Origin of the sequence: Acinetobacter sp. TR11 (assembly GCF_027105035.1) — a bacterium.
GTDB lineage: Bacteria > Pseudomonadota > Gammaproteobacteria > Pseudomonadales > Moraxellaceae > Acinetobacter.
The window spans coordinates 1211791-1237749 of record NZ_CP114256.1; the positions used below are offsets into that span (position 1 = coordinate 1211791).

At 37.7% G+C, this 25959-nt stretch carries 25 protein-coding genes and 1 pseudogene; 15 read left to right on the forward strand and 11 right to left on the reverse strand.

The window, feature by feature from the left end:
* Positions 1–52: 52 nt before the first annotated feature.
* On the forward strand, positions 53–913 hold the full coding sequence (locus O1450_RS05865) for an EamA family transporter (protein ID WP_269230049.1): 861 nt from the start codon (positions 53–55) through the stop codon (positions 911–913).
* Positions 914–957: 44 nt separating this feature from the next.
* Here the strand turns inward: O1450_RS05865 and nfsB are convergent, their stop codons facing one another.
* The 3 genes from nfsB to O1450_RS05880 all read right to left on the reverse strand — a co-directional run bounded on the left by nfsB (position 958) and on the right by O1450_RS05880 (position 3129).
* Positions 958–1611 carry an oxygen-insensitive NAD(P)H nitroreductase gene (nfsB, locus tag O1450_RS05870; protein WP_269230050.1) on the reverse strand — a complete coding sequence of 218 codons (654 nt, stop codon included), beginning with the start codon at positions 1609–1611 and terminating at the stop codon, positions 958–960.
* Between the two features lie 208 nt (positions 1612–1819).
* A complete protein-coding gene (locus tag O1450_RS05875; RefSeq protein ID WP_269230051.1) occupies positions 1820–2536 on the reverse strand; it encodes a UDP-2,3-diacylglucosamine diphosphatase in 717 nt (238 codons plus the stop codon).
* A gap of 83 nt (positions 2537–2619) precedes the next feature.
* Positions 2620–3129, reverse strand: a complete 510-nt coding sequence (locus O1450_RS05880; RefSeq protein ID WP_087547167.1) for a peptidylprolyl isomerase — start codon at positions 3127–3129, stop codon at positions 2620–2622.
* Between the two features lie 167 nt (positions 3130–3296).
* Between O1450_RS05880 and O1450_RS05885 the strand changes: the two genes are divergently transcribed.
* The gene (locus tag O1450_RS05885) at positions 3297–5024 is read left to right on the forward strand and encodes a glutamine--tRNA ligase/YqeY domain fusion protein (protein WP_269230052.1); all 1728 of its coding nucleotides are present in this window, start codon (positions 3297–3299) and stop codon (positions 5022–5024) included.
* Between the two features lie 425 nt (positions 5025–5449).
* Here O1450_RS05885 and O1450_RS05890 read toward each other — a convergent pair whose 3' ends face one another.
* Both O1450_RS05890 and O1450_RS05895 read right to left on the reverse strand, forming a co-directional pair.
* Entirely contained in the window at positions 5450–6163 is a 714-nt protein-coding gene (locus tag O1450_RS05890) for a glutamine amidotransferase (RefSeq protein ID WP_269230053.1), read from the reverse strand.
* Between the two features lie 31 nt (positions 6164–6194).
* The gene (locus tag O1450_RS05895) at positions 6195–7160 is read right to left on the reverse strand and encodes an alpha/beta hydrolase (RefSeq protein WP_269230054.1); all 966 of its coding nucleotides are present in this window, start codon (positions 7158–7160) and stop codon (positions 6195–6197) included.
* Between the two features lie 159 nt (positions 7161–7319).
* Between O1450_RS05895 and O1450_RS05900 the strand changes: the two genes are divergently transcribed.
* The 3 genes from O1450_RS05900 (at position 7320) to O1450_RS05910 (ending at position 10344) form a co-directional block, all read left to right on the forward strand.
* On the forward strand, positions 7320–9032 hold the full coding sequence (locus O1450_RS05900; protein WP_269230055.1) for an AAA family ATPase: 1713 nt from the start codon (positions 7320–7322) through the stop codon (positions 9030–9032).
* 10 nt (positions 9033–9042) lie between these two features.
* Positions 9043–9405: a 5-carboxymethyl-2-hydroxymuconate Delta-isomerase gene (locus O1450_RS05905; protein ID WP_269230056.1), complete on the forward strand. Its 363-nt coding sequence runs from the start codon at positions 9043–9045 to the stop codon at positions 9403–9405.
* 87 nt (positions 9406–9492) lie between these two features.
* Positions 9493–10344, forward strand: coding sequence for an AraC family transcriptional regulator (locus O1450_RS05910; RefSeq protein WP_269230057.1), 852 nt, complete (start codon positions 9493–9495; stop codon positions 10342–10344).
* A gap of 32 nt (positions 10345–10376) precedes the next feature.
* On the opposite strand, the gene thiM is transcribed toward O1450_RS05910, so the two are convergent.
* Both thiM and O1450_RS05920 read right to left on the reverse strand, forming a co-directional pair.
* Complete coding sequence (thiM, locus tag O1450_RS05915) at positions 10377–11192, reverse strand: hydroxyethylthiazole kinase (protein ID WP_269230058.1); 816 nt, start codon at positions 11190–11192, stop codon at positions 10377–10379.
* Positions 11193–11226: 34 nt separating this feature from the next.
* Complete coding sequence (locus O1450_RS05920; RefSeq protein ID WP_269230059.1) at positions 11227–12387, reverse strand: hypothetical protein; 1161 nt, start codon at positions 12385–12387, stop codon at positions 11227–11229.
* A gap of 229 nt (positions 12388–12616) precedes the next feature.
* Between O1450_RS05920 and O1450_RS05925 the strand changes: the two genes are divergently transcribed.
* From O1450_RS05925 to O1450_RS05940, 4 genes are all read left to right on the forward strand, one after another.
* Entirely contained in the window at positions 12617–13090 is a 474-nt protein-coding gene (locus O1450_RS05925; protein ID WP_269230060.1) for a DUF2147 domain-containing protein, read from the forward strand.
* 143 nt (positions 13091–13233) lie between these two features.
* A complete protein-coding gene (locus O1450_RS05930) occupies positions 13234–13710 on the forward strand; it encodes a DUF2147 domain-containing protein (RefSeq protein ID WP_269230061.1) in 477 nt (158 codons plus the stop codon).
* Between the two features lie 240 nt (positions 13711–13950).
* On the forward strand, positions 13951–14388 hold the full coding sequence (locus tag O1450_RS05935) for a DUF2147 domain-containing protein (protein WP_269230428.1): 438 nt from the start codon (positions 13951–13953) through the stop codon (positions 14386–14388).
* Positions 14389–14596: 208 nt separating this feature from the next.
* On the forward strand, positions 14597–15070 hold the full coding sequence (locus O1450_RS05940) for a DUF2147 domain-containing protein (RefSeq protein ID WP_269230062.1): 474 nt from the start codon (positions 14597–14599) through the stop codon (positions 15068–15070).
* Between the two features lie 55 nt (positions 15071–15125).
* On the opposite strand, the gene O1450_RS05945 is transcribed toward O1450_RS05940, so the two are convergent.
* Positions 15126–15383 carry a hypothetical protein gene (locus O1450_RS05945; protein ID WP_004652954.1) on the reverse strand — a complete coding sequence of 86 codons (258 nt, stop codon included), beginning with the start codon at positions 15381–15383 and terminating at the stop codon, positions 15126–15128.
* 432 nt (positions 15384–15815) lie between these two features.
* Here O1450_RS05945 and pepN point away from each other — a divergent pair, with 432 nt between their 5' ends.
* From pepN to O1450_RS05975, 6 genes and pseudogenes are all read left to right on the forward strand, one after another.
* Complete coding sequence (pepN, locus tag O1450_RS05950; RefSeq protein ID WP_269230063.1) at positions 15816–18422, forward strand: aminopeptidase N; 2607 nt, start codon at positions 15816–15818, stop codon at positions 18420–18422.
* Positions 18423–18533: 111 nt separating this feature from the next.
* Positions 18534–19220, forward strand: coding sequence for a dienelactone hydrolase family protein (locus tag O1450_RS05955; protein WP_269230064.1), 687 nt, complete (start codon positions 18534–18536; stop codon positions 19218–19220).
* 67 nt (positions 19221–19287) lie between these two features.
* Complete coding sequence (locus tag O1450_RS05960; RefSeq protein WP_269230065.1) at positions 19288–19704, forward strand: RDD family protein; 417 nt, start codon at positions 19288–19290, stop codon at positions 19702–19704.
* Positions 19705–19983: 279 nt separating this feature from the next.
* Positions 19984–20289: pseudogene (locus O1450_RS05965) on the forward strand (hypothetical protein); the annotation flags it as partial.
* Positions 20285–20950 (forward strand): MgtC/SapB family protein, encoded by a 666-nt coding sequence (locus O1450_RS05970; protein ID WP_269230429.1) that lies wholly within the window; start codon positions 20285–20287, stop codon positions 20948–20950. The pseudogene O1450_RS05965 and the gene O1450_RS05970, both read left to right, overlap by 5 nt.
* Positions 20951–21066: 116 nt before the next feature.
* Complete coding sequence (locus tag O1450_RS05975) at positions 21067–22899, forward strand: monovalent cation:proton antiporter-2 (CPA2) family protein (protein WP_269230066.1); 1833 nt, start codon at positions 21067–21069, stop codon at positions 22897–22899.
* A 43-nt stretch (positions 22900–22942) separates the two neighbouring features.
* Here O1450_RS05975 and O1450_RS05980 read toward each other — a convergent pair whose 3' ends face one another.
* The 3 genes from O1450_RS05980 to tal form a co-directional block, all read right to left on the reverse strand.
* Positions 22943–24121: a benzoate/H(+) symporter BenE family transporter gene (locus tag O1450_RS05980; RefSeq protein WP_269230067.1), complete on the reverse strand. Its 1179-nt coding sequence runs from the start codon at positions 24119–24121 to the stop codon at positions 22943–22945.
* Positions 24122–24228: 107 nt separating this feature from the next.
* Complete coding sequence (gene leuE, locus O1450_RS05985; RefSeq protein WP_269230068.1) at positions 24229–24879, reverse strand: leucine efflux protein LeuE; 651 nt, start codon at positions 24877–24879, stop codon at positions 24229–24231.
* 73 nt (positions 24880–24952) lie between these two features.
* On the reverse strand, positions 24953–25942 hold the full coding sequence (gene tal, locus O1450_RS05990) for a transaldolase (protein WP_269230069.1): 990 nt from the start codon (positions 25940–25942) through the stop codon (positions 24953–24955).
* Positions 25943–25959: the final 17 nt, after the last annotated feature.

Below are 25959 nucleotides of genomic sequence, written 5' to 3' on the forward strand. Positions count from 1 at the left end.
CTAATAATAGACTGGCTTTTTTTTGTGTGTTTTTAGATAGCTAGAAAAAACTATGGAAATGATTGTTGCAGCTGCATGTTGTAGTGTATTGGTCTCGATTCTTTTAAAATATCTAAAAGCTAAAGGTTTTGATGTTTTTCAAATCATTGCATGGAATTATTTGAGTGCCAGTCTTTTATGCTTTTATTGGTTTAAAACCGATATTACTCATATTTCTCTCAATAATACGCCTTGGTGGTTAATTCTTGTTTTAGGTCTATTATTACCAAGTATATTTTTATGCTTAGCCAAGTCCCTACAATTTGCTGGTATCTTAAAAACTGAAATTGCCCAACGTTTAGCGGTGATATTGTCGTTATTAGCAGCTTATTTTGTTTTTGGTGAGCAATTTAGCCAATTAAAATTAATCGGGGTCGTTTTTGGAATTATTGCAATTTTAGCGATCATTATCGGACAGGCCACCGAGCAGGCAAGTAAAGGCATGAGCTTAAAATCAGCCTTATTTTTGTTTAGTGTTTGGGCGGGTTATGCAGCTATTGATGTATTATTAAAATATAGCAGTAGTTTAGGTTTACAGTTTGCGGTCACGCTAAACTTAACTTTTATTACAGCCTTTATTTTATCTATCATTTATATCGCCATCACTCAACCGAATTGGCAACCTAAAAACATTTTTATGGGATTATGTTTGGGTGTACTGAACTTTGCAAATATTGCTTTGTATGTTAAAGCACATATGATTTTCAAAGAAACCCCAGCCATTGTCTTTGCTGGTATGAATATTTTTGTCGTGTTACTTGGCGTGCTTAGTGGCGTAGTATTATTTAAAGAACGCTTAAAAGCTTATACCTGGATTGGACTAATTAGTGGTGTAGTTGCAGTCATGTTATTGGCTAAAGCAATGATGAATTAAAACAATGGGAGTAAATTGAGTCACTCCCATTGGATGAGGGATTATTATAAACGTGTAAAAACAACCTCATTAGATAGTCGTGATTTAGGTAATTTGGCATTAAAGTCATTTTCGCTGCGATAGCCGAGTGAAACAATAACAGATGCTTTTAAGCCTTTTTCAGTTAACTCGAATTCTTTATTGATTAACTCTCTGTCAAATCCTTCCATTGGTGTTGCGTCGATTCCTTCTAGTCCTGCAGCAAAAAGCAGTTGCCCAAGTGCTAGATAGGTTTGATTTTCCATCCATGCAGGAAGATTTTTCAATTCATTACGATAAAATTCAACATAGCCTTGGCGTGTGTCACGTTGACCTTGTTTGGCTGTCTCATCTTTAAAACGACCACTGACATCATCTTGCTGTAATAGTTGTTCTAAGTATTCAGCAGAAATATCAGTACGCGTGCAAAATACTAAGGTGTGGGAAGAGTTTAGAACTTTAGCCGCGTTATAGATGTAATTGCCTGTTAAAGCTGATGCAATACGTTGTTTAGCTTCATCTGTTTCAGCAATTAAAAAATGCCAAGGTTGAATATTTACGGAAGAAGGGCTGAAACGTAATACTTCTAAAAGTTTTTCAAACTGCGTTTGAGGGATTTTTTTCTCTGAATTATAAGCTTTTGTCGCGTAACGTGTTTTTGCTGTAACTAAAGTGTCCATCTGTCACTAACTCGATTTAAAATTTTAATTTATTTTACTTGATCTAAATTCCACGAAAAGTAGCTAAATGTGATTTTTATATAGATTTAAGTCGTATGTGAATGAACTATGATTACTAAACTGACTGAAGGTTTAGCGAAGTAATAACAAATGTTTTATAAAATGGTTAAAGATGAAGAAACAGATGAGTACGACTATTCAATAATGATCAATAGAACCACTGTTTAAAATCTAATTGATAATTTTCTTGCTTATTGAGTTCTAAAATCCAAGCGGAATCTGCACGCCAATCACCTAAAACAATACGTTGTTTATTCAATACTTGATGAATTTCAGGGCGATGAGTATGACCATGAATTAAATAATCGACAGGTGCGATGACTGATTCTACTGCTTGTGTATTCACATCCATAATATCATAGCTTTTCATTTGCTTAGTTTCACTACTTTTCTTACGGAAACCATTAGCAAGTTTTTGTCTAAAACTCAAAGGAGTGCGTTTTAAGAAACCGAGTAAAATGGGGTTGCGAATTACTTTGCGAAAACGTTGATAGGCAATATCGTCTGTGCATAAGGCATCACCGTGTTCGAGTCGAAATTTTTTGTGATCAATTTCGAGTATATAAACATCAGGTAATAGAATACCGTTAAATTGCTTTAAGAATTTTTGACCTAAGGCAAAATCTCGATTACCCACTTGGAAATACACTTGATTGCCTGCTTCAGCGAATACTTGTAAAGCGCTGACAATTTCATCTAACCATGGCGCAGTGTAATCATCACCAATCCAAGCATTAAACCAATCACCTAGAATATAAAGTTGGGTATTTTTATTTTGATACTCTTTCAATAAAGCCAAAAACCCTCGAACGAGTCGAGGGTGATCAGGTGACAAGTGTAGATCTGAAATAAACAGGTAGGTCACACTTTTTTCCTTTTAATCTCCCTAAATCCCTCTTTAAAAAGAGGGACTTTCCTCCCTTTATAAAGGGAGGTTAGGAGGGATTATTACTCAGCAATAATTTTAGCTGATTCAATCACAACGTTCTCTAAAGGAACATCTGCATGGTAACCACGGTTACCCGTACGCACACCTTTAATTGCAGCTACAACATCCATACCTTCTACAACTTTACCAAATACCGCATAACCCCAGCCTTGTGCAGTTGGCGCTGTGTGGTTTAAGAAAGAGTTATTTTTTACGTTGATAAAGAATTGAGCTGATGCAGAATGAGGAGCTTGCGTACGTGCCATAGCAATTGTGCCTTCATCGTTGCTTAAGCCGTTGTCAGCTTCATTTTCGATTGAGTCACGTGTTGCTTTTTCTTTGAAGTTTTCGTCCATGCCACCACCTTGGATCATAAAACCATCAATCACACGGTGGAAAATTACGCCGTCATAGAAACCGTCGCGTACATATTCTAAGAAATTTGCAACCGTTTTTGGTGCTTTTTCAGCGTTAAGCTCAAGAACAATACGACCTTTGTTGGTATTTAATTCGACTTGAGGAAAACTCATTACATTAATCTCCTAAACATGGGCTTGTGACCATGGGTTTTTGGTTGAGAGAAGCATAAGCAAACTGTAAACTACAAGGCAAGTAAAAAACGTTAAAATCTTTCAGAAAAAGCAAAGATTGCGTTTTATTTCCTATTTTTTTAACTGTAAGAAGTGATTTACACCCTATGAAGCCAAATGATGTTGTTTCAGAACTGCCAAAGACCCCGACACCGAATACTCAAACCACTGTCGACGCCGCGCAGCAAGAACAACAGGCAGGCTTGGATTTTGTACGTCAAGTGATTACAGATGACTTAAATCAAGGTCGTACTCAAAAAGTTGTGACTCGTTTTCCACCTGAGCCAAATGGTTATCTACATATTGGTCATGTCAAAGCGATTTGTCTCAACTTTGGTATTGCTGAAGAATTCGACGGTTTATGTAATTTACGTTTTGATGATACAAACCCAGATGCCGAAGAACAAGAATATGTTGATGGTATTGCCAATGATGTGAAGTGGTTAGGTTTTAACTGGAATGGTGAGCCTCGCTATGCATCAAGTTATTTCGATCAACTTTACACGTGGGCTGTTCAATTAATTGAACAGGGGGATGCCTATGTGGACTTGCAAACACCTGAAGAAATTAAGTTGAATCGTGGTAGTTTCATTGAGTTAGGTAAAAACTCGCCATATCGTGATGCTACAGTTGAGGAAAACTTAGCGCGTTTCGAACAAATGCGTAATGGTGAAATCCAAGAAGGTGGTGCTGTTTTACGTGCCAAAATTGATATGGCAAGCCCGAATGTACATATGCGTGACCCGATTCTTTACCGCGTATTGCATTCAGAGCATCATCAAACAGGTGATAAGTGGAAAATGTATCCAATGTATGACTATGCTCATCCATTGTCAGATGCAATTGAAGGGATTACCCATTCACTCTGTACTTTAGAGTTCCAAGATCACCGTCCATTCTATGATTGGGTTGTGGAGAAAGTTCATTCTCCTGCTGTACCGCGTCAATATGAGTCATCACGTTTAAATATAGATTATACGATTACCTCTAAACGTAAATTGCGTAAATTGGTTGAGGGTAACCATGTACAGGGTTGGGATGATCCGCGTATGCCAACTGTAGTGGGAATGCGTCGCCGTGGTTTTACCCCAGAAGGTTTACGAGATTTCTGTAAGCGTGTGGGTGTATCGAAAACAGATGGTATTGTGGATGTGGCAATGCTTGAGTTCTGTATTCGTCAGTCTTTGGAAAATGCAGCAGCACGTGGTATGGCTGTATTGAATCCATTAAAAGTAACCTTGACTAATTTACCTGAAGAATTAGATTTAACTCATTCACGTCATCCAAATGTTGATATGGGTGAACGCGTTATACCGTTAACACGTGAAATCTATATTGATCGTAAAGACTTTGAAGAGGTTGCACCAAAAGGCTTTAAACGTTTGATTCCAGAAGGCGAAGTGCGTTTACGCCATGCTTATGTGATCAAGTGTGATGAAGTAATCAAAGATGCCAATGGTGAAGTAATTGAGCTTAAATGTTCAATTGATCCTGAAACGTTAGGCAAAAACCCTGAAGGTCGTAAAGTCAAAGGGGTCATTCATTGGGTCTCTGCAACGAAAGGTATACCTGCTGAAATTCGTATTTACGATCGTTTATTTACTGAAGCAGCACCAGATGCGACGGATGATTTCTTGGCAAATCTAAATCCTGAATCATTGAACGTGGTACAGGCTGTGATTGAACCTGCATTAGCACAAGCGAAGCCAGAAGATCGTTTCCAGTTTGAGCGTGAAGGTTATTTTGTTGCAGATCAACATGATCATCAAGTTGAAAAACCTGTGTTTAACCGTATTCTTGATCTTAAAGATAGTTTTAAGGCTGAGAAGAAGTAAGTTTCAATCAGGGATTTATATTCGTTCTTAATATTTATAAATTTTATAATAGTATTCATCTAAAAACCCAGCTTTAGAAGTTGGGTTTTTTAGATGAATCATTTATGGATTGATGTGATAAAAATAAATTACCATTGAAATAAGTAGAAGAACAGATATGAATAAATAGGTATTGATAGAGTGAAAACTCTTTATCAGCTTAAGCATATTCTATAGTCCAGCTAAAATAAGATGAATGCTCATATTCTATTGTCTTATCCAAAAATAGCTTGATTGTAATGTCGTCTGTTATTGGTCTTAATGTGTGATTATGTAAGAAAAGTTTGAAAAGTGTAATATTTTTAGTGTATTTTTTGCTTAAAACCACTCAATTGATATAATTATCGGCTGTGACAAGCATATGCAATTTGAGTGGTTATATGGATTTAATTATTTATTTTATCTAAAAATGTTTGGACAATTGTTCGGCATTGCCTTTCCAATTGCGCTGCATAATTTAAATTATCTTGTCGTAACTGAGGAATTGATAAGCCTGCATGCCGTATTTCACACGTATGCCCAATGAGCCATTTCTCAAAACTGTGTTGGTTTATCTCAAGATGAAATTGTAAAGCTAAGATGTTATTCCTGATAGAAAATGCCTGATTGGGATAAATTGCCGAGCTTGCAAGTAATGTCGCATGAGGTGGTAAATCAAATGTATCGCCGTGCCAATGCAGAACTTCAGTGTTTTCAAGTGCAGATAAGGGATTATGCTCAACGGCTTTGATTTCCAACTGACTCCAACCAATTTCTTTTTGATGACCTGCGTAAACTTTTGCACCTAATGCGTGTGCGATTAATTGTGCACCTAAACAAATACCAATAGTTGGTTTATTCGCATTCAAGCGTTGCTTGAGGCCTTCAATCTCTTCTATAAGAAAAGGGTAGTCTTCAGTTTCATAAACACCAATTGGTCCACCAAGAATAATGGTAAGACCTTCATAATTTAAAGCGGGTTTAAGATCATCTACACCTGCTTCGAAATAACGAACACGAAAACCGAGTTGATAAAAAATATCTTCTAATGAACCTAAATCTTCAAAGGCAAGATGCTGAATTGCATAAACTGTTTTAGGTAAAGAAATTGAAGTATCCATAATCTGAGTAATCACTATAAATAGAGCTTAATTAAGGCATTTTTTGTTCGAGCCAAGAAAATAAATCTTGATAGACTTTCTCTCGCACAGGCGGTGCAGACAAGACCAAATCATGTAAGCCATTTTTGATTGCTAAGGTTTGTACATCACCTTTCATTTTCTTTGCATTGTGTGTCATATCTTTGACATCTAAAATCACATCACTTTGCTGTGCATCAACACCCCATTTTTTTGGATATTTGGATTGGTGTGAATGCATAATCAAGGTTGGAATATTTAAACTAATACCGCGATGGATTTCTTTTTGTGCTTTGTGGATCGCACGTACAAAACATAAATGAACAAAAGGGAGTGATTTGGGTTTCCAATTTAAGTTGAAATCCCATTCACCATAGAAATCTTTATGTAGGCTTGGTGTATACCATTGATTTAAGCCACTTGGGAATTTTGCATTTGGTAAACGTTCGCCAACTTCGCTTAATAAGGGAATACCAACTTTTTTCTCTATTACACTTTTATAAAAATCATAAAAAGGACTGTTGGTCCATAGTGCTTTAATCAGGCGGTGATCTGGGTAATGTGCGGCGTAGAGCGTTGTAATTAAGCCGCCCGTTGAGTGCCCAGCAAGTAAAACTTGATTGTGATTTTCTTGGCCAATAATTTCGAGTGCTTTAGTGATTTCAGCATCATATTCACGTAAGTCGAGTAGATAATAAAACTTCTGATGCGGTAATTTTGAGCGACCATATTTTCTGAGATCGAGAGCATAAAAATCATAACCATGCTGGTTAAATTGTTCTGCCATTTCTGTTTGGAAAAAATAGTCAGAAAAACCATGAATATATAGAACTGCTTTCTTGGTGGCTTGAGCTGATTTCTTGCGAACTAATGTTGCAACGACTTTCCCATCATAATCATCAGCAAAATTTAAAGTGAGTTGCTGATAATCTTCTCCCAATATATCTGTTTGATATTTATATGAATTTGAAATGTTCATTTTTATATCTAATCTGAATTAATTAAGAAACACATTAAATGAAAATGTTTGGATGTCAATGTAAAAGTGAGATACAAACAGTTCTCAAAATCAGTTTGAGTTTTTACTTTTACAAAAAAATCGTTAAGCTATGTGCTGTTGTTTTTGACTGAAGAAATTATGAAACAAGAGACTGCACTGAAGTTACTTAAAGCTGGGGAAAATGTTTTTTTAACAGGTTCCGCGGGTGCAGGAAAAACCTATACGCTAAATCAATATATTCACTATCTTAAAGCGCGAAAAGTCCCCGTTGCGATTACGGCTTCTACTGGGATTGCGGCTACGCATATGAATGGAATGACCATTCATACGTGGGCAGGGATTGGAATTAAAGATCGTTTGAATGATGATGATCTGAAGCGTATGAAAGAGCGTAAATATCTAAAAGAGCATTTAGAAAATGCCCAAGTCTTGATTATTGATGAAATTTCAATGCTGCATGCCAAACAGCTTAATTTAGTCAATCAGGTGCTTAAATACTTCAAAGAAAGTGATGAAGCTTTTGGTGGAATTCAAGTCATTGTTGCAGGTGACTTTTTCCAGTTACCACCAGTAGGTAAGAAAGATGAAAGTAATCGAGATAAATTTTGCTTCATGTCTGAAGCGTGGGTTGAAGCAAAATTTCGGGTTTGCTATTTGACTGAGCAACACCGTCAGGATGATGAAATTTTAAATCAGATATTAAATGCGATTCGAGCACAGAGCATTCAGCAGAATCATATTTTCGCATTACAACAATCGCGTCAGCACGATATTGGCGAAACCTTTACCCGTTTATACACACATAATATGGATGTGGATAACATCAATTATCAGCATCTGAACGAAATTGAGAATGAAAGTCATCAATTTAATGCTATTTTAGATGGTAATGAAAAATTAATCGAAACACTGAAGTCCTCGGTACGCGCACCTGAAGAATTGACCCTTAAAAAGCATGCCAAAGTGATGTTTGTCAAAAATAACTTTGATATGGGCTATATCAATGGCAGTTTAGGTGAAGTGATTGGTTTTGAGGAAGATGATAAACAAGGGATTTTACCAAAAGTCAAATTGACAGATGGAACGACATTACTTGTTGAGCCAGAAACATGGTCAATTGAAAATGAAGCAGGCAAGGTGATTGCAAGTTATCAGCAAATTCCTTTACGTTTGGCATGGGCAATCACTATTCATAAAAGTCAGGGTATGACTTTAGAAGCAGCAGAAATTAATTTAACGCATACTTTTGAAAAAGGTCAGGGTTATGTGGCTTTGTCTCGGTTAAAGTCACTAACTGGACTGAAATTGCTTGGGTTTAATGAACAAGCATTAGAGTTGGATAGTTTAGCAATTAAAGCAGACCGCCGTTTTCAGGAATTATCGACTGAAGCAGAAGTGAACTTTGAAAATATTGATCTAACCCCACAGCATAATGCCTTTATTCGTCATTGTGGCGGCACGCTGAATGCAGCTGAAATTGCACGTAATGAGAAAAAACTTTCGAAAGGCGAAAAACAAAATTATGCAGCAGCGACTTTAGAGGAAACGCGTGCTTTATTTGAAGATGGATATGAAATTGAAGATATCGCGCATGAGCGAGGGCTAACGCCTGCAACGATTATTAACCATCTCGCGCGATTGCATAAAGAACAAGGATTAGATATTTCCATTGCTAACCCTGGTGATGAAGTCGTTGAAGAAGTTCGTAAGATTTATAAACGTTTGCATAAACGTAAAAATCCAGAACATTTTACCGATGATGGTTCAATTAAGTTACGTCCAATTGTGGAAGCTACAAGTCCACGTATGGCTTATGATCAAGTCCGTTTAGCTTTATTGTTTGTTGAATAGGGCGAATCAAATGCCTCATATGATTGTTCACTATTCAGCAAATTTAACAGCGTTAGATCCGCTAGAATTGCTCAAAGACCTAAATACAGTGTTGCTTAAAACTGAGCTGTTTAGCGTAAATGATATTAAGTCTCGTGTTTTTAAAGATGAGGTATTTTTAATTGGGTTGGAGGATCATCAAGAAGGTTATGTTCATCTAAAACTTTATATTTTGAGTGGACGAACCCAAGTTCAGAAGCAAGCAGCAGGTGAGGCATTACTCCGATTGTTAGAACAAAAAGGTTATCTAAAAAATGAGGCTGAATATTCAATTCAATTATGTGTTGAAGTGATTGATATGCCAAAAGAGAATTATTTTAAGGCGACGATTTAATTTGATTTGAAAATCCGCAATTCTGATCAAGTTTACAGAATATGAATCTTGCAAATTAGCTTTCATCAAATGAATTGAGTTAAATGTATGACGCTATATGATCAGAAGTTGCAACGTGTATGTGAGTACATCCAGCAACATCTAGATGATGAGCTAGATCTGAATACGTTGAGTCAAGTTGCATCACTATCTAAATTTCATTTTCATCGCATTTTTGTAGCGAATACAGGTGTGAATCTGATGAAGTTTATTCAGTTGTGTCGTTTAAAACGAGCCTCATTTCAACTTGCATTTTGTACAGACACCAAAATTATTGATATTGCTTTACAGTCTGGTTTTGATAGCCCTGAAGCATTTAGCCGCGCTTTTAAACGTTCATTTGATCAAACCCCAAGTGCTTTTAGAGAACAGCCCCATTGGCTATCTTGGCATGAAAGGTTTATTTTTTATTTACCTCCGAGAGAAATCATGATGAACGTTAATATTGTAGAAAGAGCAGAAGAGAAAATCGCATTTATTTCTCATCACGGTGCACCAAAACGTGTATTTGAAACGGCAGCACAATTTATTCAGTGGCGCAAAGAAACGGGATTATCTCCTATAGCAAAAAGCCGCACCTACGGTATTCCATTTTCTGACCCTGAACAGACTTTAAGTGATGAATTCCGTTTTGATATTGCTGGAACAATCACGGCGGATATCCCTGAAAATACATACGGTGTAAGCACAGGTACTCTTCCCAAAGGCAGCTATGCCGTTATTCGGCATTTGGGCAGTCACGATCATATTAAAGACAGTGTTTACTATCTATATCGGGACTGGTTACCACAATCAGCGCGTGAAGTAGGGGATTTCCCTATATTTTTTCACTACCACAACTTTGTTCATGATGTAGATGAATGTGATTTGATCACAGACATTTATTTATTACTGAAATAGCTCTCAAGCTCTGCTAATTAAGCAGAGCTGAATTATAAAATTTCAATATCTACATATTGCTGAATCAAATTGTCATCGAGCATGTGTATGTAATCTAAAAAAGCGACATTAAAGCTTCCAACTGTTTGAGCATGGTCATATGCCAGTTTGCCTGCAATAGCAAAATGAATATGTGCAGCAAGCGCCGCAATGGTTGAATTCGTTACTGCATGATAAGCAGCGGTTAATGCACCTAGAGCGCATCCTGTTGCAGTAATTTTAGGCTGTAAATGGCAACCACCATTTACTTTGATTACCATATCGAATTGTTTGGAAATGATATAGTCAGATTCACCAGAAATCGCAACACACTCAGTATGCTGTAACAAGCTTTTTGCTTGAACATAAACATCATGGCTATTTAGAGTGCTATCAACACCTTTGGATTGAATTTGACTACCTGCCAGCGTACTGATTTCAGAAGCGTTACCACGAATAATACTAGGTTGAAACTTAAGTAATTGATCAACAGTTTCACTACGCCATTTCAGAATTGATCCATAGCCAACAGGATCGAGTACCCATGGTCTTTGTTGCTGTTGTGCCGTTTTGGCTGAAATCAGCATCGCTTGAGTTTGTTCAGTCGTCGGTGTACCAATGTTGATGCTTAAAGCTGCACAAATTTTTGTAAAATCTGCTGCTTCAAATGGATTGTCGATCATTGCGGGCGATGCACCAGCTGCAAGTAAGATATTTGCGACGTAATTATTGGCGACACTATTGGTAATACATTGTACCAATGGGGCTTGTTGCTGAAGAGCTTGCCAAGCTTCAATCACTTGCTCAATGAGTTGTTGTTTTTGTGACATTCATCACCCCTTAAAAATTTAAAAAAATAATAGTTTAACGCGTAAAGTAGTGGTCTTGATGCTTACATCGACGACAAATCAATGATACATAGTCTGTAGCATCATAATCGACTACAAGATCATTTGAACCGCAATACATGCAACGCTTTACTGCATAAAAATTTAAACGAGGTTCGATCTTGCGCCAAGATTTCCAGACAGGCTGAATAAAAACACTCTCGTCATAACCCAAAAATTTAAATAATAATACTTCGCTCATTTTACTAAATGGAATGGTATATGGGCGAGGTAATGTCGTGGTTTCCCAACGTTCAGCCAAAGCGCGTTCACGATATTGTTCTAATGTCTTTTTGAGTAAGTTGGTATTAATAAATTTATCGTTTCTTGGCTGCAATGCTTTTTGCTTATAGAGGTACTCTAACGCAGTTTGAATTAAGTAAAAAATTTGACCCACTGCGAGCCCTTCCATCAGACGATAGCAAAAGGCTTGAAATGAGCGATTGCCAGCGATTTGAATGCCCCAAGTTCTACAATAAAATTGCATGAACTGGACGATTTCTTGATAAAGAATCAAATACAAAGCATCTTTAACTTCATCTGTCGTTTTGAAGGGAATACCTAAACTTAGATTCTCATAAAACCAATGGCGCAATTGTTGGGTTACACTAAATAAACTCGGATCAGAATAACCATCAAGCCGAAGATTAAGATAAAAATGTTCTGTTTCTAGGCTCGAATCTTGTGATTTAAATATGCCTAATTTGAGTAACTCTTGAACGAGTTGATTTTGAAATAAATAATTGGGGGTGAAATCATGATATTTAATGTTCTTCCAGTGGATGAATTCATCATGCTGTACATCTTCACGAGCATAACTGTCCAACAAACTGAGTAAAAATAATTTATGCATAAAGCTGAGTTGATTCAGGCTATAAATCACTTCATCTTTGACTTTGTATTTACGTTGTTCTTGTAAAATGGTTTGTTGAGTTTGTTTTTTGCGCTGAGCGGTGCATTGAGCACAATGGCAATTCAGTTTGCTGTCACTTTTAAATACACGATGTTGGCAATGACTACATTCATGAAATTGGAATTCTTGTGAGTATTGCTCAGCTTCAATCCAGAACATGGATGCTTGGCACAATGGACAATGGCTACTTTCATCTAACTGCTTTTGCAGAATCTGTAAATCCATTGACAATAAACCTATATAACCACGAAATGAAAGGATTATACATTGCTCGTGCTCGGAGTGAGAAAAAGATTATTTGCACTGAAAAAGTAGTTTTGTATTGAGATTTAATCCACTGAATTTTATATAAAAGCTAAGCAGGTGGCTGATCTATTTTTTAAAGTATGGTAAATTTTTGCCCCATATTAAAAGATGTTATTAAGTTTGTTTATAGAAGTAGAAAGAGATAAGGATGAATAATCAAATATTGTTGAAATGCTCTATTGCATTAATTGCTTGTTTTACAAGTATTCTCTCATATGCAAGTTCAATTGAAGGCTATTGGCGCAGTATTGATGATCGAACGGGTGAGCAGTTGACCATCATTGAAATCAGGAAAGCACCAGATAATACCTATCGCGGAAAAATCGTTTATATCTATCCGAATGCGCAAGGGGCGATCGTAACACATTGTGTTAACTGTCCACCGCCATATACAGGAAAGCCACGTTTAGGTTTAGAAGTTTTAACTGGTTTGGTTGAAGACCCCAATAAAGCAAATAGTTTTATTAATGGGCGCATCTTAGAGAGCAAAACTGGAAAAGTGTACAAAGGTAAAGCTCGATTAAATGCAGATGGTAAGCATTTAAATATGCGCGGTTATGTTGGAATTTCGGCTTTGGGTAGAAATACGGTTTGGATACGCACAGTTAGTGCGAACCCGTAATCATTTCTTTCTTATTATGTGAGTTGCTTAAAATTCATTGTGATTTTAAGCAATTAAATATCCACTCGTCTTGTTGACTGTCTAAGAACATTGGAATAAAAATATATTAGATGGATCTACTTTGCACTTAGGGAGAGCATATTATGCAAAAACATTCACTCATGAAAGGAATCGTGGGAATTTCATTTGCCCTATTCGCAACTGCTAATTTCGCGATGACACCTGAAGGCTTTTGGAAAAGTATTGATGACCGTACGGGTGAACAGCTTTCAATCGTAGAAATTAAAAAGAAACCTGATAATACTTATACTGGCACAATCGTATATCGTTACCCAGTACCGGGTGGTGGCACGGTATTAACCAATTGTGTGAAATGCCCTGAGCCTTTCAAAAACAAACCTATTTTAGGACTTCAGATCGCATCAGGTTTGCGAGAAGATCCTAAAAATCCAAACCATTTTATTGACGGAAAAATACTCGAACCTAAAACGGGCAATCTTTATAAAGGCAAAGCTCAGTTAAGTGCTGATGGTAAACGTTTACGTATGCGTGGATATATGGGGATTTCTGCTTTAGGTCGTACCCAAGTTTGGATTAGGACTGACAGTGCCAATCCTTAACCCTGTTGAACAAATAAATTTGGTTCAATATCAGGGTTTATGTCTTAATGAATTTATGTCTAATTATATTTTAGCCATTTTATGAATTCATCTATTTAGATCAGTTTCAATGCTTTGATATTGAATCAAAGAGGTTTTTTTATGCTCTATCCTAAGAGATCGAGCATAAAAAACATTTTCCGTATTCAAAATGTTGAGGCTTGTATGTATAAAAATTCATTAAAGAAATGCCTAATCGGAATGGCATTGGTTATTACAAGTGTTGGTAGTTATGCAAGTTCAATCGAGGGTTACTGGAAAAGTATAGATGATCGTACGGGGGAGCAGCTTTCAATTGTCGAAATTAGAAAAGGCACTGACGGTTATTATCATGGCAAGATTGTCTATCGTTACCCTAATGCACACGGTATTAAGTTAGCCAATTGTGTTAAATGCCCTGAGCCATATACTAATCATCCAATCCTTGGCTTAGAAATCTTATCAAAGCTTAAAGATAACCCTGATAATCCAGATGCGTATATTGATGGTAGAATAATGGAACCAACCAGTGGCCGGATCTACAAGGGTAAGGCACTTGTAACGAGTGATGGAAAACGTTTACGTATGCGTGGTTATATGGGAATTTCAGCATTAGGTCGAACAGTGGTCTGGTTGAGAACAGATCGTGCAAGCCCTTAAAATAAAACTGTGATATATCAGGTCAAAGAATTTGTTTTTATTTATTTTAAAATAATGTTATTCATTACATGAATTTTACCAGTTGGATCAGTTGTTTTTTAAGCAAAAGGACTAATTGGTAGCGTGAAACTTATCTGAAAATATGGTAAGTTTCAATAATTAAACCTATAAATATGAATGGGTTGGCTTTTAAAAAGACGGGGTTAGTATGCTAAATCAAATGTTTCTGAAAGGAATCATGGGAGTTTCTATTGCTTTTTTAAGCATGACTGCTTTTTCAGCTTCGATCGAAGGTTATTGGAAAAGTATTGAAGAACGTACAGGTGAGCAACTTTCGATTGTTGAAATCCGTAAAGGATCAGATGGTCGCTTTCATGGGAAAATTGTTTATCGTTATCCTAATGCTCGTGGTTTTTCCCTTGCGAACTGTACCAAGTGCGCAGCTCCAAATACCAATAAGCCAATTCTTGGCTTAGAAATTTTATCAGGTTTTAGAGAAGATCCAGATAAGCCAGATTCATATATTGATGGTCGAGTATTAGAAGCAACAAGTGGTAAAGTTTATAAAGGTAAAGCGGTCGTAACGGGTGAAGGTAAACGTTTACGTATGCGCGGTTATATGGGCGTTTCTGCCTTAGGTCGTACAGTCGTCTGGTTACGAACAGATAGTGCAAATCCTTAATTAGTGTAATAAAAAACCTCGAAAATATTTCGAGGTTTTTTATTAAATGTAAAAGTTAAACAGGGCATGGTAAGTTTTCGTCCTCCTGACCGATTTTTTTGGCTGCAATAAGTGCTTGTACTTTTTTACTCGGCAATTTTTCTTTGCCAAGTGCATCATAAGTGTTCACAATGTTGGTCACTTCTAAGGTTGTCAGTTCAATTCCTTCTGCTGTTAAAAAAACGGAAATTACATGATGATCGACGCCAGCTTTTGCAAGATCATGGATCGCTTTAATATTTTCTAAACGGTATAAGTGTGCTTTTAATTCCATCGTCTTAACCCTCGCTTGATTTATTGTATTACCTACATTGGCATATAAATTTAAGCAATAACCGTGCACAAAATGTAAAACTCAGGAAAAAAATGTAAGTTGCGCGATAGAACGCAATTGGTTCTGTATTTTTTATTTAAGATTGGAAAACGATGTTGTAATTTTGTCTAAATGATCGGGCAATTTGCAGATCAAATTTGAAAACCTGAATAGTAAACCCAATAAAATTATTAAAACTGATACCGAGCCGTAAAGACAGGTTTTATAAGTTGGCGTATGATCTGATAGAGTTTCACCGATACTTCTGACAAAAGTGATTTGTCACAAAAATTTAGGTGAAATAAGGCATGATTTGTGCAACCGAATGACTTTAATCAAGAAGTCTTGCTAACAAGACCATCTAAACGACATGATGAAAGATAAGGAATACTGATGAATATTGCGGCACAACCTCCCGTACAAGCAGATCAAACCATTTACCTCAAAGATTATCAAAAACCATCTTTCTTGGTTGAATCAATTAACTTAGATATTCAAGTCTATGATGATCATACGATTGTTGACTCAACCTTAGTGATGAAACGTCAAACGACTGGCGCTTTGGTGCTTTTGGGGCGTGATCTTGAATTAAAATCGGTTCAATTGAATGGGCAAGTCCTGAGTGCAGAGCAATATCAGTTAGATAGTGAACAATTGGTGATCACTGATGCACCAGATCAGGTCATTCTACAAACTCAAGTGATCATTCATCCAGAATCGAACACGCAGCTTGAAGGTTTATATAAGGCGGGTGATTTATTCGTTACCCAAAATGAACCTGAAGGTTTCCGTAAAATTACCTTCTATCCAGATCGTCCTGATGTATTGGCTGAATTTACTACCCGTGTCGAAGCTGATAAGAAATATCCAGTATTACTTGCAAATGGTAACTTATTGGAAACAGGTGAGGTTGGTGAAGGTCGTCATTTTGCGATCTGGCAAGATCCGACCAAGAAACCAAGCTATTTATTTGCCTGTGTGATTGGTGATTTGGCAGTATTGAAAGATCGTTACACTACGTCTGAAGGTCGTGATGTTGCTTTAGAAATTTATGCAATCGAGAAAGATATTCCGAAATGTCACATCGCAATGGAAGCATTAAAGCATTCGATGCGTTGGGACGAAGAACACTATGGTCGTCCGTATGATCTCGATAACTACATGATTGTCGCGGTCAGTCAGTTCAACATGGGTGCAATGGAAAATAAAGGTTTGAATATCTTTAATACCTCATGTGTGCTTGCCGATGAGGAATACACCACTGATGCTGCGATTATGCGAGTTCAGTCAGTCATTGCACATGAATATTTCCATAACTGGACAGGCAACCGAATCACCTGTCGTGACTGGTTCCAATTGTGTTTAAAAGAGGGCTTAACAGTTTTCCGTGATCAGTCTTTCTCTGAGGATTTACAATCAGCGGCCGTACAACGAATTGATGATGTAGCGGTATTGAAATCACATCAATTCCCAGAAGATGCTGGCCCATTATCGCATCCGCCACGTCCAGATCATTTTGTCGAAATCAATAACTTCTATACTGCGACAGTGTATGAGAAGGGTGCTGAAATCAACCGCATGATGGCAACGTTATTGGGTAAAGAAAAATATCGTCAAGGGACTGATGAATATTTCCTGCGTCATGATGGGCAAGCAGTCACAGTTGAGGACTGGGTTGCTGCATTGAGCGCAGGTTCAGGGGTTGATCTATCTAACTTCCTTACATGGTATAACCAACCAGGTACGCCAAAGTTAGAAGCGAAAGGTGAATATGATGCTGCTGCACAGATTTATCGTTTAAGTTTCAAACAAAGCTTGAAAGCACATCCAAAATATCCAAATCTCAAGGCAGTGCCAATTCCTGTGGCTTTAGCCTTATTTAATGCCAATACAGGTGAACAATATACCTTGCACAGCACTGATCTGTTTGTGAATGAAGTCAAAGATGGCGTGTATTTATTTGATCAAGATGAAGCAACAATTGAATTTACAGGGGTGACTGAGCAACCTGTAGCTTCGTTATTACGTAATTTCTCTGCACCTGTCAATTTGGTGTTTGATTATTCCAATGATGATCTTGCATTTTTGATTCAGCACGAAACCAATGGCTTTAATCAATGGCAAGCGACACAAACTTTATTGGAACGTATTCTTTTAGAAGACCATAAGGTGGATACCTATATTCAGGCAATTAAAAATACCTTGCCAGACTTAGTGAATAAAGATCCGTTATTGGCATCGCGTTTATTTGATGTGCCAAGTGAAAACTATTTAGGCAGTCGTATTGATCAAGACTATGAACCTGAACTGATTCGTGAAAAGCGTGAAGCTGTGCTAGATCGTTTAGCACGTGATTTAGGTTCATTCTGGAAAGAGACTTATTTGGCCTTAGATCCAGACCAGCAAAAAGAGTTTTCTTTAGCAATGGGCGTACGTTCATTAAAGAATATCACTCTGAATATGTTGGCGCGTCAAGGCGATGAGTCTGTGTTTGATTTGGCTTATACCCAATATCAACAAACAGGCAATATGTCTGAACGTTTAGGGGCATTACGAGTTCTAGTCTGGAATGATGCACCGCAAGCACAGGCTGCACTCGCAGATTTCTATGACCGTTTTAAAGATGAAGCCTTGTCTTTAGATCAGTGGTTTAGCATCCAAGCATCGAATCCATGTGCGACAGCGGAAACGATTGAGTATCTGACTAAGCACGCCGATTATGATTTGGGAACACCGAACCGTATCCGTGCAGTGAGTGGGGGACTTGCTGCAAATCCAGTGAATACGTGGAGCTTTGGTGTCGATCATTTTATTGAGCTTGCCGCTTATTTGGATGAGAAAAACCCAATTTTAGGTTCGCGTTTATTACAAGTGCTGTCACGTTGGTACACCTTGGCTGAACCACAACGTAGTCAGGTGCAACAGGCGCTTAAGGCGTTGCAGCCTAAAGTAAAATCGAAAAATGTAGCAGAAACATTGAACAGTTTACTCAGTATTTAATTTACTGATTGAATGAATAGGAAAAGGATGTCGTCAGACATCCTTTTTTATTTGACAATTAATATTGTCAAAAATAGTATGGAAATCATTCAAATGTAACGGATGACTACAATGGAAATAAAAACAATCACATTACCGACACGTCAAATCGAAGTTGAAGTGTATGTACCTGCACAAAGCTCTGAAAAAACGCCTGCGATTTTATTGCTACACGAGTTATTTGGTATCCTCGATGTTTATAGGGAAGATGCACAAGACTTGGCTGATCGAGGTTATTTGGTTTACGTGCCTAATTTATTTAGTGGTGGTGCAGTCAAATATTGTATTCGTGCTATGGTGAGTAAGGCAGGACGTATCAATTCAGCGGACAGTGAAGTTAATCAAGAAATTCATGTATTACTCGATGCATTAAAGGCAGACCCAAGATCTAATGGTCGCTTGGGTATGTTAGGTCAATGTTTAACAGGTGGTTACGTCATTCAAATGGCAAAGCGCGAAGATATGTTAGCACCTGTGGTTTATCATCATTCTCTGGGGATTCAAGGTGCTGGTGTTCCAAACAACGAGTCTCTGGATGAAGTTCGCATTCTACAGGGACATTGGTCTACGGTTGATCCATTTTGCCCAGCGACCAAACGCAATAAACTGATCCAGCAATTGGGTGATCGGGTTGAAGCTTATACTTATAATATGCCGCATGGTTTTCGTAGTGTCAGTCGAGGACTGCCTGAGGCGAAAATGGTTTGGCAACGTACCATTGATTTTTTTGAGCGCGAGTTAAAACAAAATATTGTATAAATGCTATGCTAATAAAGCGATTATTTATAAGCATTTATGTCTATAGAAATAGAAAAGTGAGGGGAAAATGTCACATAAATATGAATATGCAGGTTTTTGGATACGTTTAGGTGCATCTATTATTGATAATATTATTATTATGGTTGCATTAGTGCCGATTGGAATGTTGATGGGTTGGAACTCTATGTATTCATCTGAGATGACCTCAACCGCAGATTTGCTTTGGCAAATTTTAATGGCCGCTTTCTGTGTATTCTGTTGGGTTAAATTTGCTGGAACTCCAGGTAAACGTTTGTTGCGTTTGAAAGTCTTAGATGAAAGGACTGGAGAAAATGTCACAGTTGGTCAAGGGATTATTCGTTATATCGGTTATTTTCCAGCAATATTAGTTCTATTTATTGGTTTGATTTGGGTGGCTTTTGATTCTAAGAAGCAAGGCTGGCACGACAAAATGGCAAAAACAGTAGTCGTTAGAGAACTTTAATTTAGAGTGAAATTCTCTCATGTAATGAAAAATTCATACGATAGGGCTTGTGGATCAATTCGCATGTCCTATAATGCCATTGAGTTTATTCACGGAGATCCTAAATGGGAAGTTGTTCGAGGTTCGGGTTTAATAAAGGATTAAGCAAAAGCGAATACTGAGCAAGTGAGCTATTTAGGTCGGCTATCTTGCAATGAGATAGCTTTGTTAAATATTCTAAACCCTCCTATAAAATTTTGCTGTATCCGCAAAATTTATTGTATTGACTGCATCCTGTTTAGTTTCTCACCTAAAAAAGACGGCACTTGGTCTTATCAAGTCGTACCTGCCTGTAATCTCAATCAAAATTTAGAAGTATCTTTGGGCTATCACTCAAGTAAAGATCAAGATCAGATTCATGGCTTTTCAGTTCAAGCAAAAAGCATTTTAAGGCCAATGGAGAATGATTGGGGTGTTGCCAGTAGTTTACAGCTATCCCGTGATGATGTTGCTCATCATGGGGATTTAAACTGGTTTTTGAATGTTCCTGTCAGTTTTCAACTCTTAGATCAACGTTTAGCATTGGATACCAATCTAGGTTATCAGCCTGTCCGTTGCTTTTATTCTCGGTGCATTGATTGGATTTGAACGTCAATATCGACAACGTACAGCAGGACTTAGAACAAATGTTTTAGTTGCTGTGGGAGCGGCGATTTTTGTAGATATTGCAATTAATTTGACTGAAGCTGATGGAGCAGTTCGGGTGATTGCTTATGTTGTTTCAGGAATTGGTTTCTTAGGTGCAGGTGTGATTATGCGCCAAGAAGGCAACATTCATGGTTTAAATACGGCTGCGACATTATGGTGTTCTGCTGCTATCGGTGCTTCGGCAGGCGCTGATTTGATTGTTGAAGCGATACTTGCAACTGCTTTTATTTTAGCTGCGAATATTTTGTTAAGACCTATTGTTCATGCCATAGATCGCCGCCCATTAGATGATGAGGCAGAAGTCTTACATGTCATCTATATTATTTGTGATCGTACTCAGAGTAAGGTAGTCATGGACGAGCTGAATCTAACTTTGAAACATCATAACTATCCTGCCAAAGATATTGATGTAACGCCGTTTGGTGAAAAAGAGGTTGAGATCGAAGCGACACTGATTGCGAGTTCAATTGAGGCTGAAGATGCGCTGCATATTATTAATCATCTGAACGTGATGCCACAAATTCGTCAAGCTTTCTGGGATAAAAATGCAATTAACTAAGTTATGTATATCAATATTTTAAATAGTTCTATTGAGAATAACTATCTCGTAATTGATATATAAGTCTTTTATTGTTTCACATACAATAAAATCAGATAAATAAAAATGAGAACAGTATGAGTTCAGAAGTACACTCAATCAGTTTAATCGCGCCAGTTGTTTTATTGGCTGCGGCTGTAATAGCCGTTCCTATTTTTAAACGAATTGGCTTAGGCTCAGTTCTTGGTTATTTAATTGCTGGCTTAGTTATTGGCCCATTTGGATTCGCATTTTTTCATGATTCTGCTTCGATTCTACATATTGCAGAGCTTGGTATTGTCATGTACTTATTTGTGATTGGGCTGGAAATGCAGCCCTCACATTTATGGAGTCTAAGGCGTGAGATTTTTGGCTTAGGAACTTTGCAAATTATTGCTTGTGCTTTGGCATTAACAGGTGTTGGGCTCTTATTTGGATTTAAATGGCAAGTTGCATTTATTGGTGCAGCAGGTTTTGTACTGACGTCTACCGCAATTGTGATGCAACTCTTGGGTGATCGTGGTGATATTGCACAGCCACAAGGTCAAAAGATTGTCGCAATTTTATTATTTGAAGACTTATTGATTGTTCCTTTACTGGCAATTGTTGCTTTTATGGCACCGAATCATGTAGTGGAAAGTACCTCAGCACGTTTAGAAAATATAGGTATTGGGTTGATTGCAATTGCAGGTTTAATCGCCGCAGGTTATTGGTTGCTCAATCCTTTATTTAGATTACTCGCTGCGGCAAAAGCACGAGAAGTGATGACGGCTGCTGCACTTTTAGTGGTTTTGGGTGCTGCTTTATTGATGCAAGTCAGTGGCTTATCTATGGCAATGGGGGCATTTCTTGCAGGCGTGTTGCTATCAGAATCAACTTTTAGACACCAAATTGAAGCCGATATTGAACCATTTCGAGGAATTTTATTGGGGTTATTTTTTCTTGGTGTTGGAATGTCACTAGATTTATCGGTCGTGAAGCAAAATTGGCAACTGATTGTGAGTGGCGTTATTGCAATGATGTTTGCTAAATCACTCATGATTTATATTGTTGCTCGTTTGACCAAAAGTCGGCATACCGAAGCTTTGGATCGTGCTTTATTGATGGCTCAAGGTGGTGAGTTTGCCTTTGTTCTGTTTTCCGCGGCGGTCACTGCTCAAGTGATTGATAATACAGTTAAGTCGAATCTAACAGCAATTATTGTACTGTCTATGGTACTGACCCCAATCTTAGGCATTCTTTTTAAACGATTTACCGAAACCAAAGATTCAGTTTCTCTTGATAATGTCGATATTGCTGAAGGTCTAAGCGGCAGTATTCTAATGATTGGTTTTGGTCGTTTTGGTCAGGTAACCAGTCAATTGCTTTTGGCAAGAGGAGTTGATGTCACGATTATTGATAATGACATCGACATGATTCAAAACGCAGAAAAATTTGGTTTTAAAATCTACTACGGCGATGGTTGTCGTCTCGATATTTTGCATGCTTCAGGTGCTTCGACGGCAGAAGCAATCGTCATCTGTGTCGACAGTAAACAAACAACCAATCGAATTGTGGAATTGGTGACACATGAATTTCCATTAGCCAAAGTCTTGGTTCGTTCTTATGATCGGGAGCATTCACTACATTTAGTCAAACAACAAGTCGATTATATGATTCGTGAAACCTTTGAATCTGCGATTAAATTCGGTGAAGTCATTTTAGAGCAATTAGGTGTCGATGAAGATGAAGTTCGCATGATCTCAAATGAAATTCGAGAACGTGATAATGAGCGTTTTGAAACAGAAATTGCTGCGGATGATGTCTATGCTGGGGTGGGTTTACAGTACTCACATTCTCATCCTCGACCTACAGCACCATTGATTCGTCCTAAACAAGCAGGACGAATTTTAAATGGTGAAGAAACTGAAAAGGATGTAGAAGATAGGTAAATCGACTTTGAAATAAAATGGATTGAAATAAGTCTTAGCTAGACTAAGACTTATTTTTTAATTTAAATTTGAATAAAACTAAAACAAAAATACCCAATAAAAGCCCCCAAAATGCAGAACCAATTCCGAAAAACTGAATCCCAGATGCGCTACATAAAAAGGTGAGTAATGCTGCTTCTCGTTCTTCTACGTTTGCAAAAGCCACTGCAATGTTATGGCTAATCGTGGCAAATAGGGCAATACCTGCAAGTGCAACAATAAAAATAGGCGGAAATGACATGAGTAAGCTGACTAAGGTTGCAGCAAAAAGCCCCATTAAAATATAAAACAAACCACAGCTTATACCTGCAATATAGCGTTTGCTCGGATCAGGATGCACTTGATCATCTAAACTGACCGCTGCACTAATCGCGGCTAAATTTATCGAGAAACAACCAAAAGGGGCGAAAATCGTATGTGCAATACCTGTCCAGCCTACTAGTTGATTGACGTGTGGGTGATAACCATAACTTTTGATCATGGCGATACCAGGCAAATTTTGAGAAGTCATATTGATGACAAACAAGGGTAAGGCTAGACCCAGTAATGCAGACCATGAGAATGAAGGTTGCATCCATACAGGTTGGGTGAAAGACCAAGTAATTGAATGCAATTTGAAATCAATAAATAGAGGGCAAATCATTGCACCTAAAATCACTGTCAGCACAATGCTATAACGAGGTAATAAGCGTTTTGAAACAAGATAAATTGCCAACATGCTCAAGATAAAACCGAGCTGACTTTCTAAGCTGCTAAAGATTTGAATCCCAAATTTTAATAAAATTCCTGCAAGCATGGCACATGTGAGGCTTTGAGGAATATGCGCCAACAGCTTTTGAAAAATGCCTGAAAATCCAACGATTGCGATCGCGACGCCACAAACTAAGAAAGCACCAATCGCTTCATACAAATCATAATGGCCAGAAGATGCAATAATTAAAGCAATTCCGGGCGTCGACCATGCGGTTGCGACAGGGTATTTATATTTCCAAGATAAGATGAGTCCTGATAATCCAATCGCTAAACCTAATGCCCAAAACCAAGAGCTAATTTGTGCTGTATTTGCACCGAGAGATTGCGCCCCTTGAATGACCAGTACCGCAGAAACACTTATTCCAATCAGAAAGGTAATAAAACCAGCAAAAATGGCAGGAATCGAAAAATCTTGAATTAGACGTTGCATCAATGCATCTATACTTGATTAAAATTTGTTGAAAAGTATATCGTTAATTCGGCGAAAATCGTAGTTTTAAAATGATTGAATGAGTTGACCATATGATCAAAACAGAGTTATGCAAGGGTAGAGGTTGCTAGTCGTAATCCAAATATAAAGAATAAAATGCCTACGCTACAAACACCTCCTGCGGCAAGTTTGTAATTATGTTTGAAAAAGTCTGCTAATTTAACACCTGAAAAAATCAAAGCAGTCAGATAGGTAAAACTGACCAGTTGCACAATGATGGCTAAGGTTAGAAAGCTGAGTGCTGGATAAGCATAATTGGGTTGTACAAATTGCACGAAAAAAGACAGGAAAAACAGAATCGCTTTAGGATTGAGTAAACTGATACTGAGTGCGGTACGATAGGGATGAATTTGATCTAATCGTGGTAAATTAGCCATTTCTGTAGGGTGTGGAGGCTTATTCCATGTCTGATAGGCACTTTGTAATAGTTTGAAGCCTAGATAGGCGAGATAACAAGCACCTGTTAACTTGAGAACGATAAATAAAATCGGAAAGGCTTTTAATAATGATGCCGCACCTAGAACCGTACACAGGATTAAAATAGAATCACCTGTGAATACGCCACATGCCGCAGCATAACCTGTACGAATACCATAGCGTGAAGCGACGGACATCACATATAAAGAGTTTGGGCCAGGCAATAACACAATTAAGATTGTACCAATAATGAAAGTGGTTAAATCTGTTATGCCGAACACAATCTACTCATTAAAAAAACCGATTTTCGCTAATATAACAAAAATCGGTTTTTATAGGTGAAAAATAAACTAATTAAGGTCGAATCTCTGCATCAATACCAAAAGATTGACGCAGTAATAAACTCAAATGATCACGTGCTTTGATAAAGCCATCAATACCACCTTGTAGTAATTGGAAAGCCATTAAATCTTGCTCAAGTTCAGCTTTAAAACTTTCTTTGGTTTGAGCTGTACGTTCAATTTTCTCAGCTTGTTGCGCCGAAGTTGGGCTAAGTTGAGCTTCAACAACCTGTTGATCTTGTTCAAGTTGAGCCAATAGATTTGGTGCAATTGTGAGTAAGTCACAACCTGCTAAACCAAGGACTTGTGCTGTGCTACGGAAACTTGCTCCCATGACCTGTGTCGCAATGCCGTGTTGTTTGTAATAGTTATAAATTTTCTTGACTGAAAGAACACCTGGATCGTTTTCGATTGGATATTGCTCAACGCCTTCCGCTTTTTTATACCAGTCTAAAATACGACCGACAAAAGGAGAGATCAGGGTAACTTTTGCATCTGCACAAGCTTGAGCCTGATGCAAACCAAATAATAATGTTAAGTTACATGGAATCCCTTCAGCCTCTAAAACTTTAGCTGCTTGAATACCTTCCCACGTTGACGCGATCTTGATCAAGACACGAGATTGCTCAATACCATAGTCTTGGTAAAGTTTAGAAAGTTCACGCGCTTTGGCAATCGTCGCATCAGTATCATAAGAAAGAGAAGCATCGACTTCAGTTGAAACACGTCCATCGATCAATTTTAAAATTTCAACGCCAAACTTCACCGTCAAAATATCAATGGTGCGTTCAATCAGTTCATCACTTTGATAGCCTTCTTGTTTTGCTTGTGTATAAGCATCTTCAATCAGTTGCTTACTTTCAGGTTGTTCAGCCGCTGCTGTAATAAGTGATGGATTGGTTGTTGCATCTAAGGGACGAAATTTTTCAATCGCTTCTAGATCACTACTATCGGCAACAACGGTTGTTAAATTTTTTAATTGGTGTAATGCAGTCTGAGTCATTGATATAGCGTTCTTAC

Bases quoted from the DNA above. Each gene is read 5' to 3' on its own strand.
- O1450_RS05910 (WP_269230057.1), top strand. From the start codon at position 9,493: ATGACGCTATATGATCAGAAGTTGCAACGTGTATGTGAGTACATCCAG.
- O1450_RS05980 (WP_269230067.1), bottom strand. From the start codon at position 24,121: ATGCAACGTCTAATTCAAGATTTTTCGATTCCTGCCATTTTTGCTGGT.
- O1450_RS05865 (WP_269230049.1), top strand. From the start codon at position 53: ATGGAAATGATTGTTGCAGCTGCATGTTGTAGTGTATTGGTCTCGATT.
- thiM (WP_269230058.1), bottom strand. From the start codon at position 11,192: ATGTCACAAAAACAACAACTCATTGAGCAAGTGATTGAAGCTTGGCAA.
- tal (WP_269230069.1), bottom strand. From the start codon at position 25,942: ATGACTCAGACTGCATTACACCAATTAAAAAATTTAACAACCGTTGTT.
- O1450_RS05885 (WP_269230052.1), top strand. From the start codon at position 3,297: ATGAAGCCAAATGATGTTGTTTCAGAACTGCCAAAGACCCCGACACCG.
- O1450_RS05940 (WP_269230062.1), top strand. From the start codon at position 14,597: ATGCTAAATCAAATGTTTCTGAAAGGAATCATGGGAGTTTCTATTGCT.
- nfsB (WP_269230050.1), bottom strand. From the start codon at position 1,611: ATGGACACTTTAGTTACAGCAAAAACACGTTACGCGACAAAAGCTTAT.
- O1450_RS05925 (WP_269230060.1), top strand. From the start codon at position 12,617: ATGAATAATCAAATATTGTTGAAATGCTCTATTGCATTAATTGCTTGT.
- O1450_RS05960 (WP_269230065.1), top strand. From the start codon at position 19,288: ATGTCACATAAATATGAATATGCAGGTTTTTGGATACGTTTAGGTGCA.
- O1450_RS05880 (WP_087547167.1), bottom strand. From the start codon at position 3,129: ATGAGTTTTCCTCAAGTCGAATTAAATACCAACAAAGGTCGTATTGTT.
- O1450_RS05895 (WP_269230054.1), bottom strand. From the start codon at position 7,160: ATGAACATTTCAAATTCATATAAATATCAAACAGATATATTGGGAGAA.
- O1450_RS05890 (WP_269230053.1), bottom strand. From the start codon at position 6,163: ATGGATACTTCAATTTCTTTACCTAAAACAGTTTATGCAATTCAGCAT.
- pepN (WP_269230063.1), top strand. From the start codon at position 15,816: ATGAATATTGCGGCACAACCTCCCGTACAAGCAGATCAAACCATTTAC.
- O1450_RS05905 (WP_269230056.1), top strand. From the start codon at position 9,043: ATGCCTCATATGATTGTTCACTATTCAGCAAATTTAACAGCGTTAGAT.
- O1450_RS05920 (WP_269230059.1), bottom strand. From the start codon at position 12,387: ATGGATTTACAGATTCTGCAAAAGCAGTTAGATGAAAGTAGCCATTGT.
- O1450_RS05930 (WP_269230061.1), top strand. From the start codon at position 13,234: ATGCAAAAACATTCACTCATGAAAGGAATCGTGGGAATTTCATTTGCC.
- O1450_RS05975 (WP_269230066.1), top strand. From the start codon at position 21,067: ATGAGTTCAGAAGTACACTCAATCAGTTTAATCGCGCCAGTTGTTTTA.
- O1450_RS05935 (WP_269230428.1), top strand. From the start codon at position 13,951: ATGGCATTGGTTATTACAAGTGTTGGTAGTTATGCAAGTTCAATCGAG.
- O1450_RS05955 (WP_269230064.1), top strand. From the start codon at position 18,534: ATGGAAATAAAAACAATCACATTACCGACACGTCAAATCGAAGTTGAA.
- O1450_RS05945 (WP_004652954.1), bottom strand. From the start codon at position 15,383: ATGGAATTAAAAGCACACTTATACCGTTTAGAAAATATTAAAGCGATC.
- O1450_RS05900 (WP_269230055.1), top strand. From the start codon at position 7,320: ATGAAACAAGAGACTGCACTGAAGTTACTTAAAGCTGGGGAAAATGTT.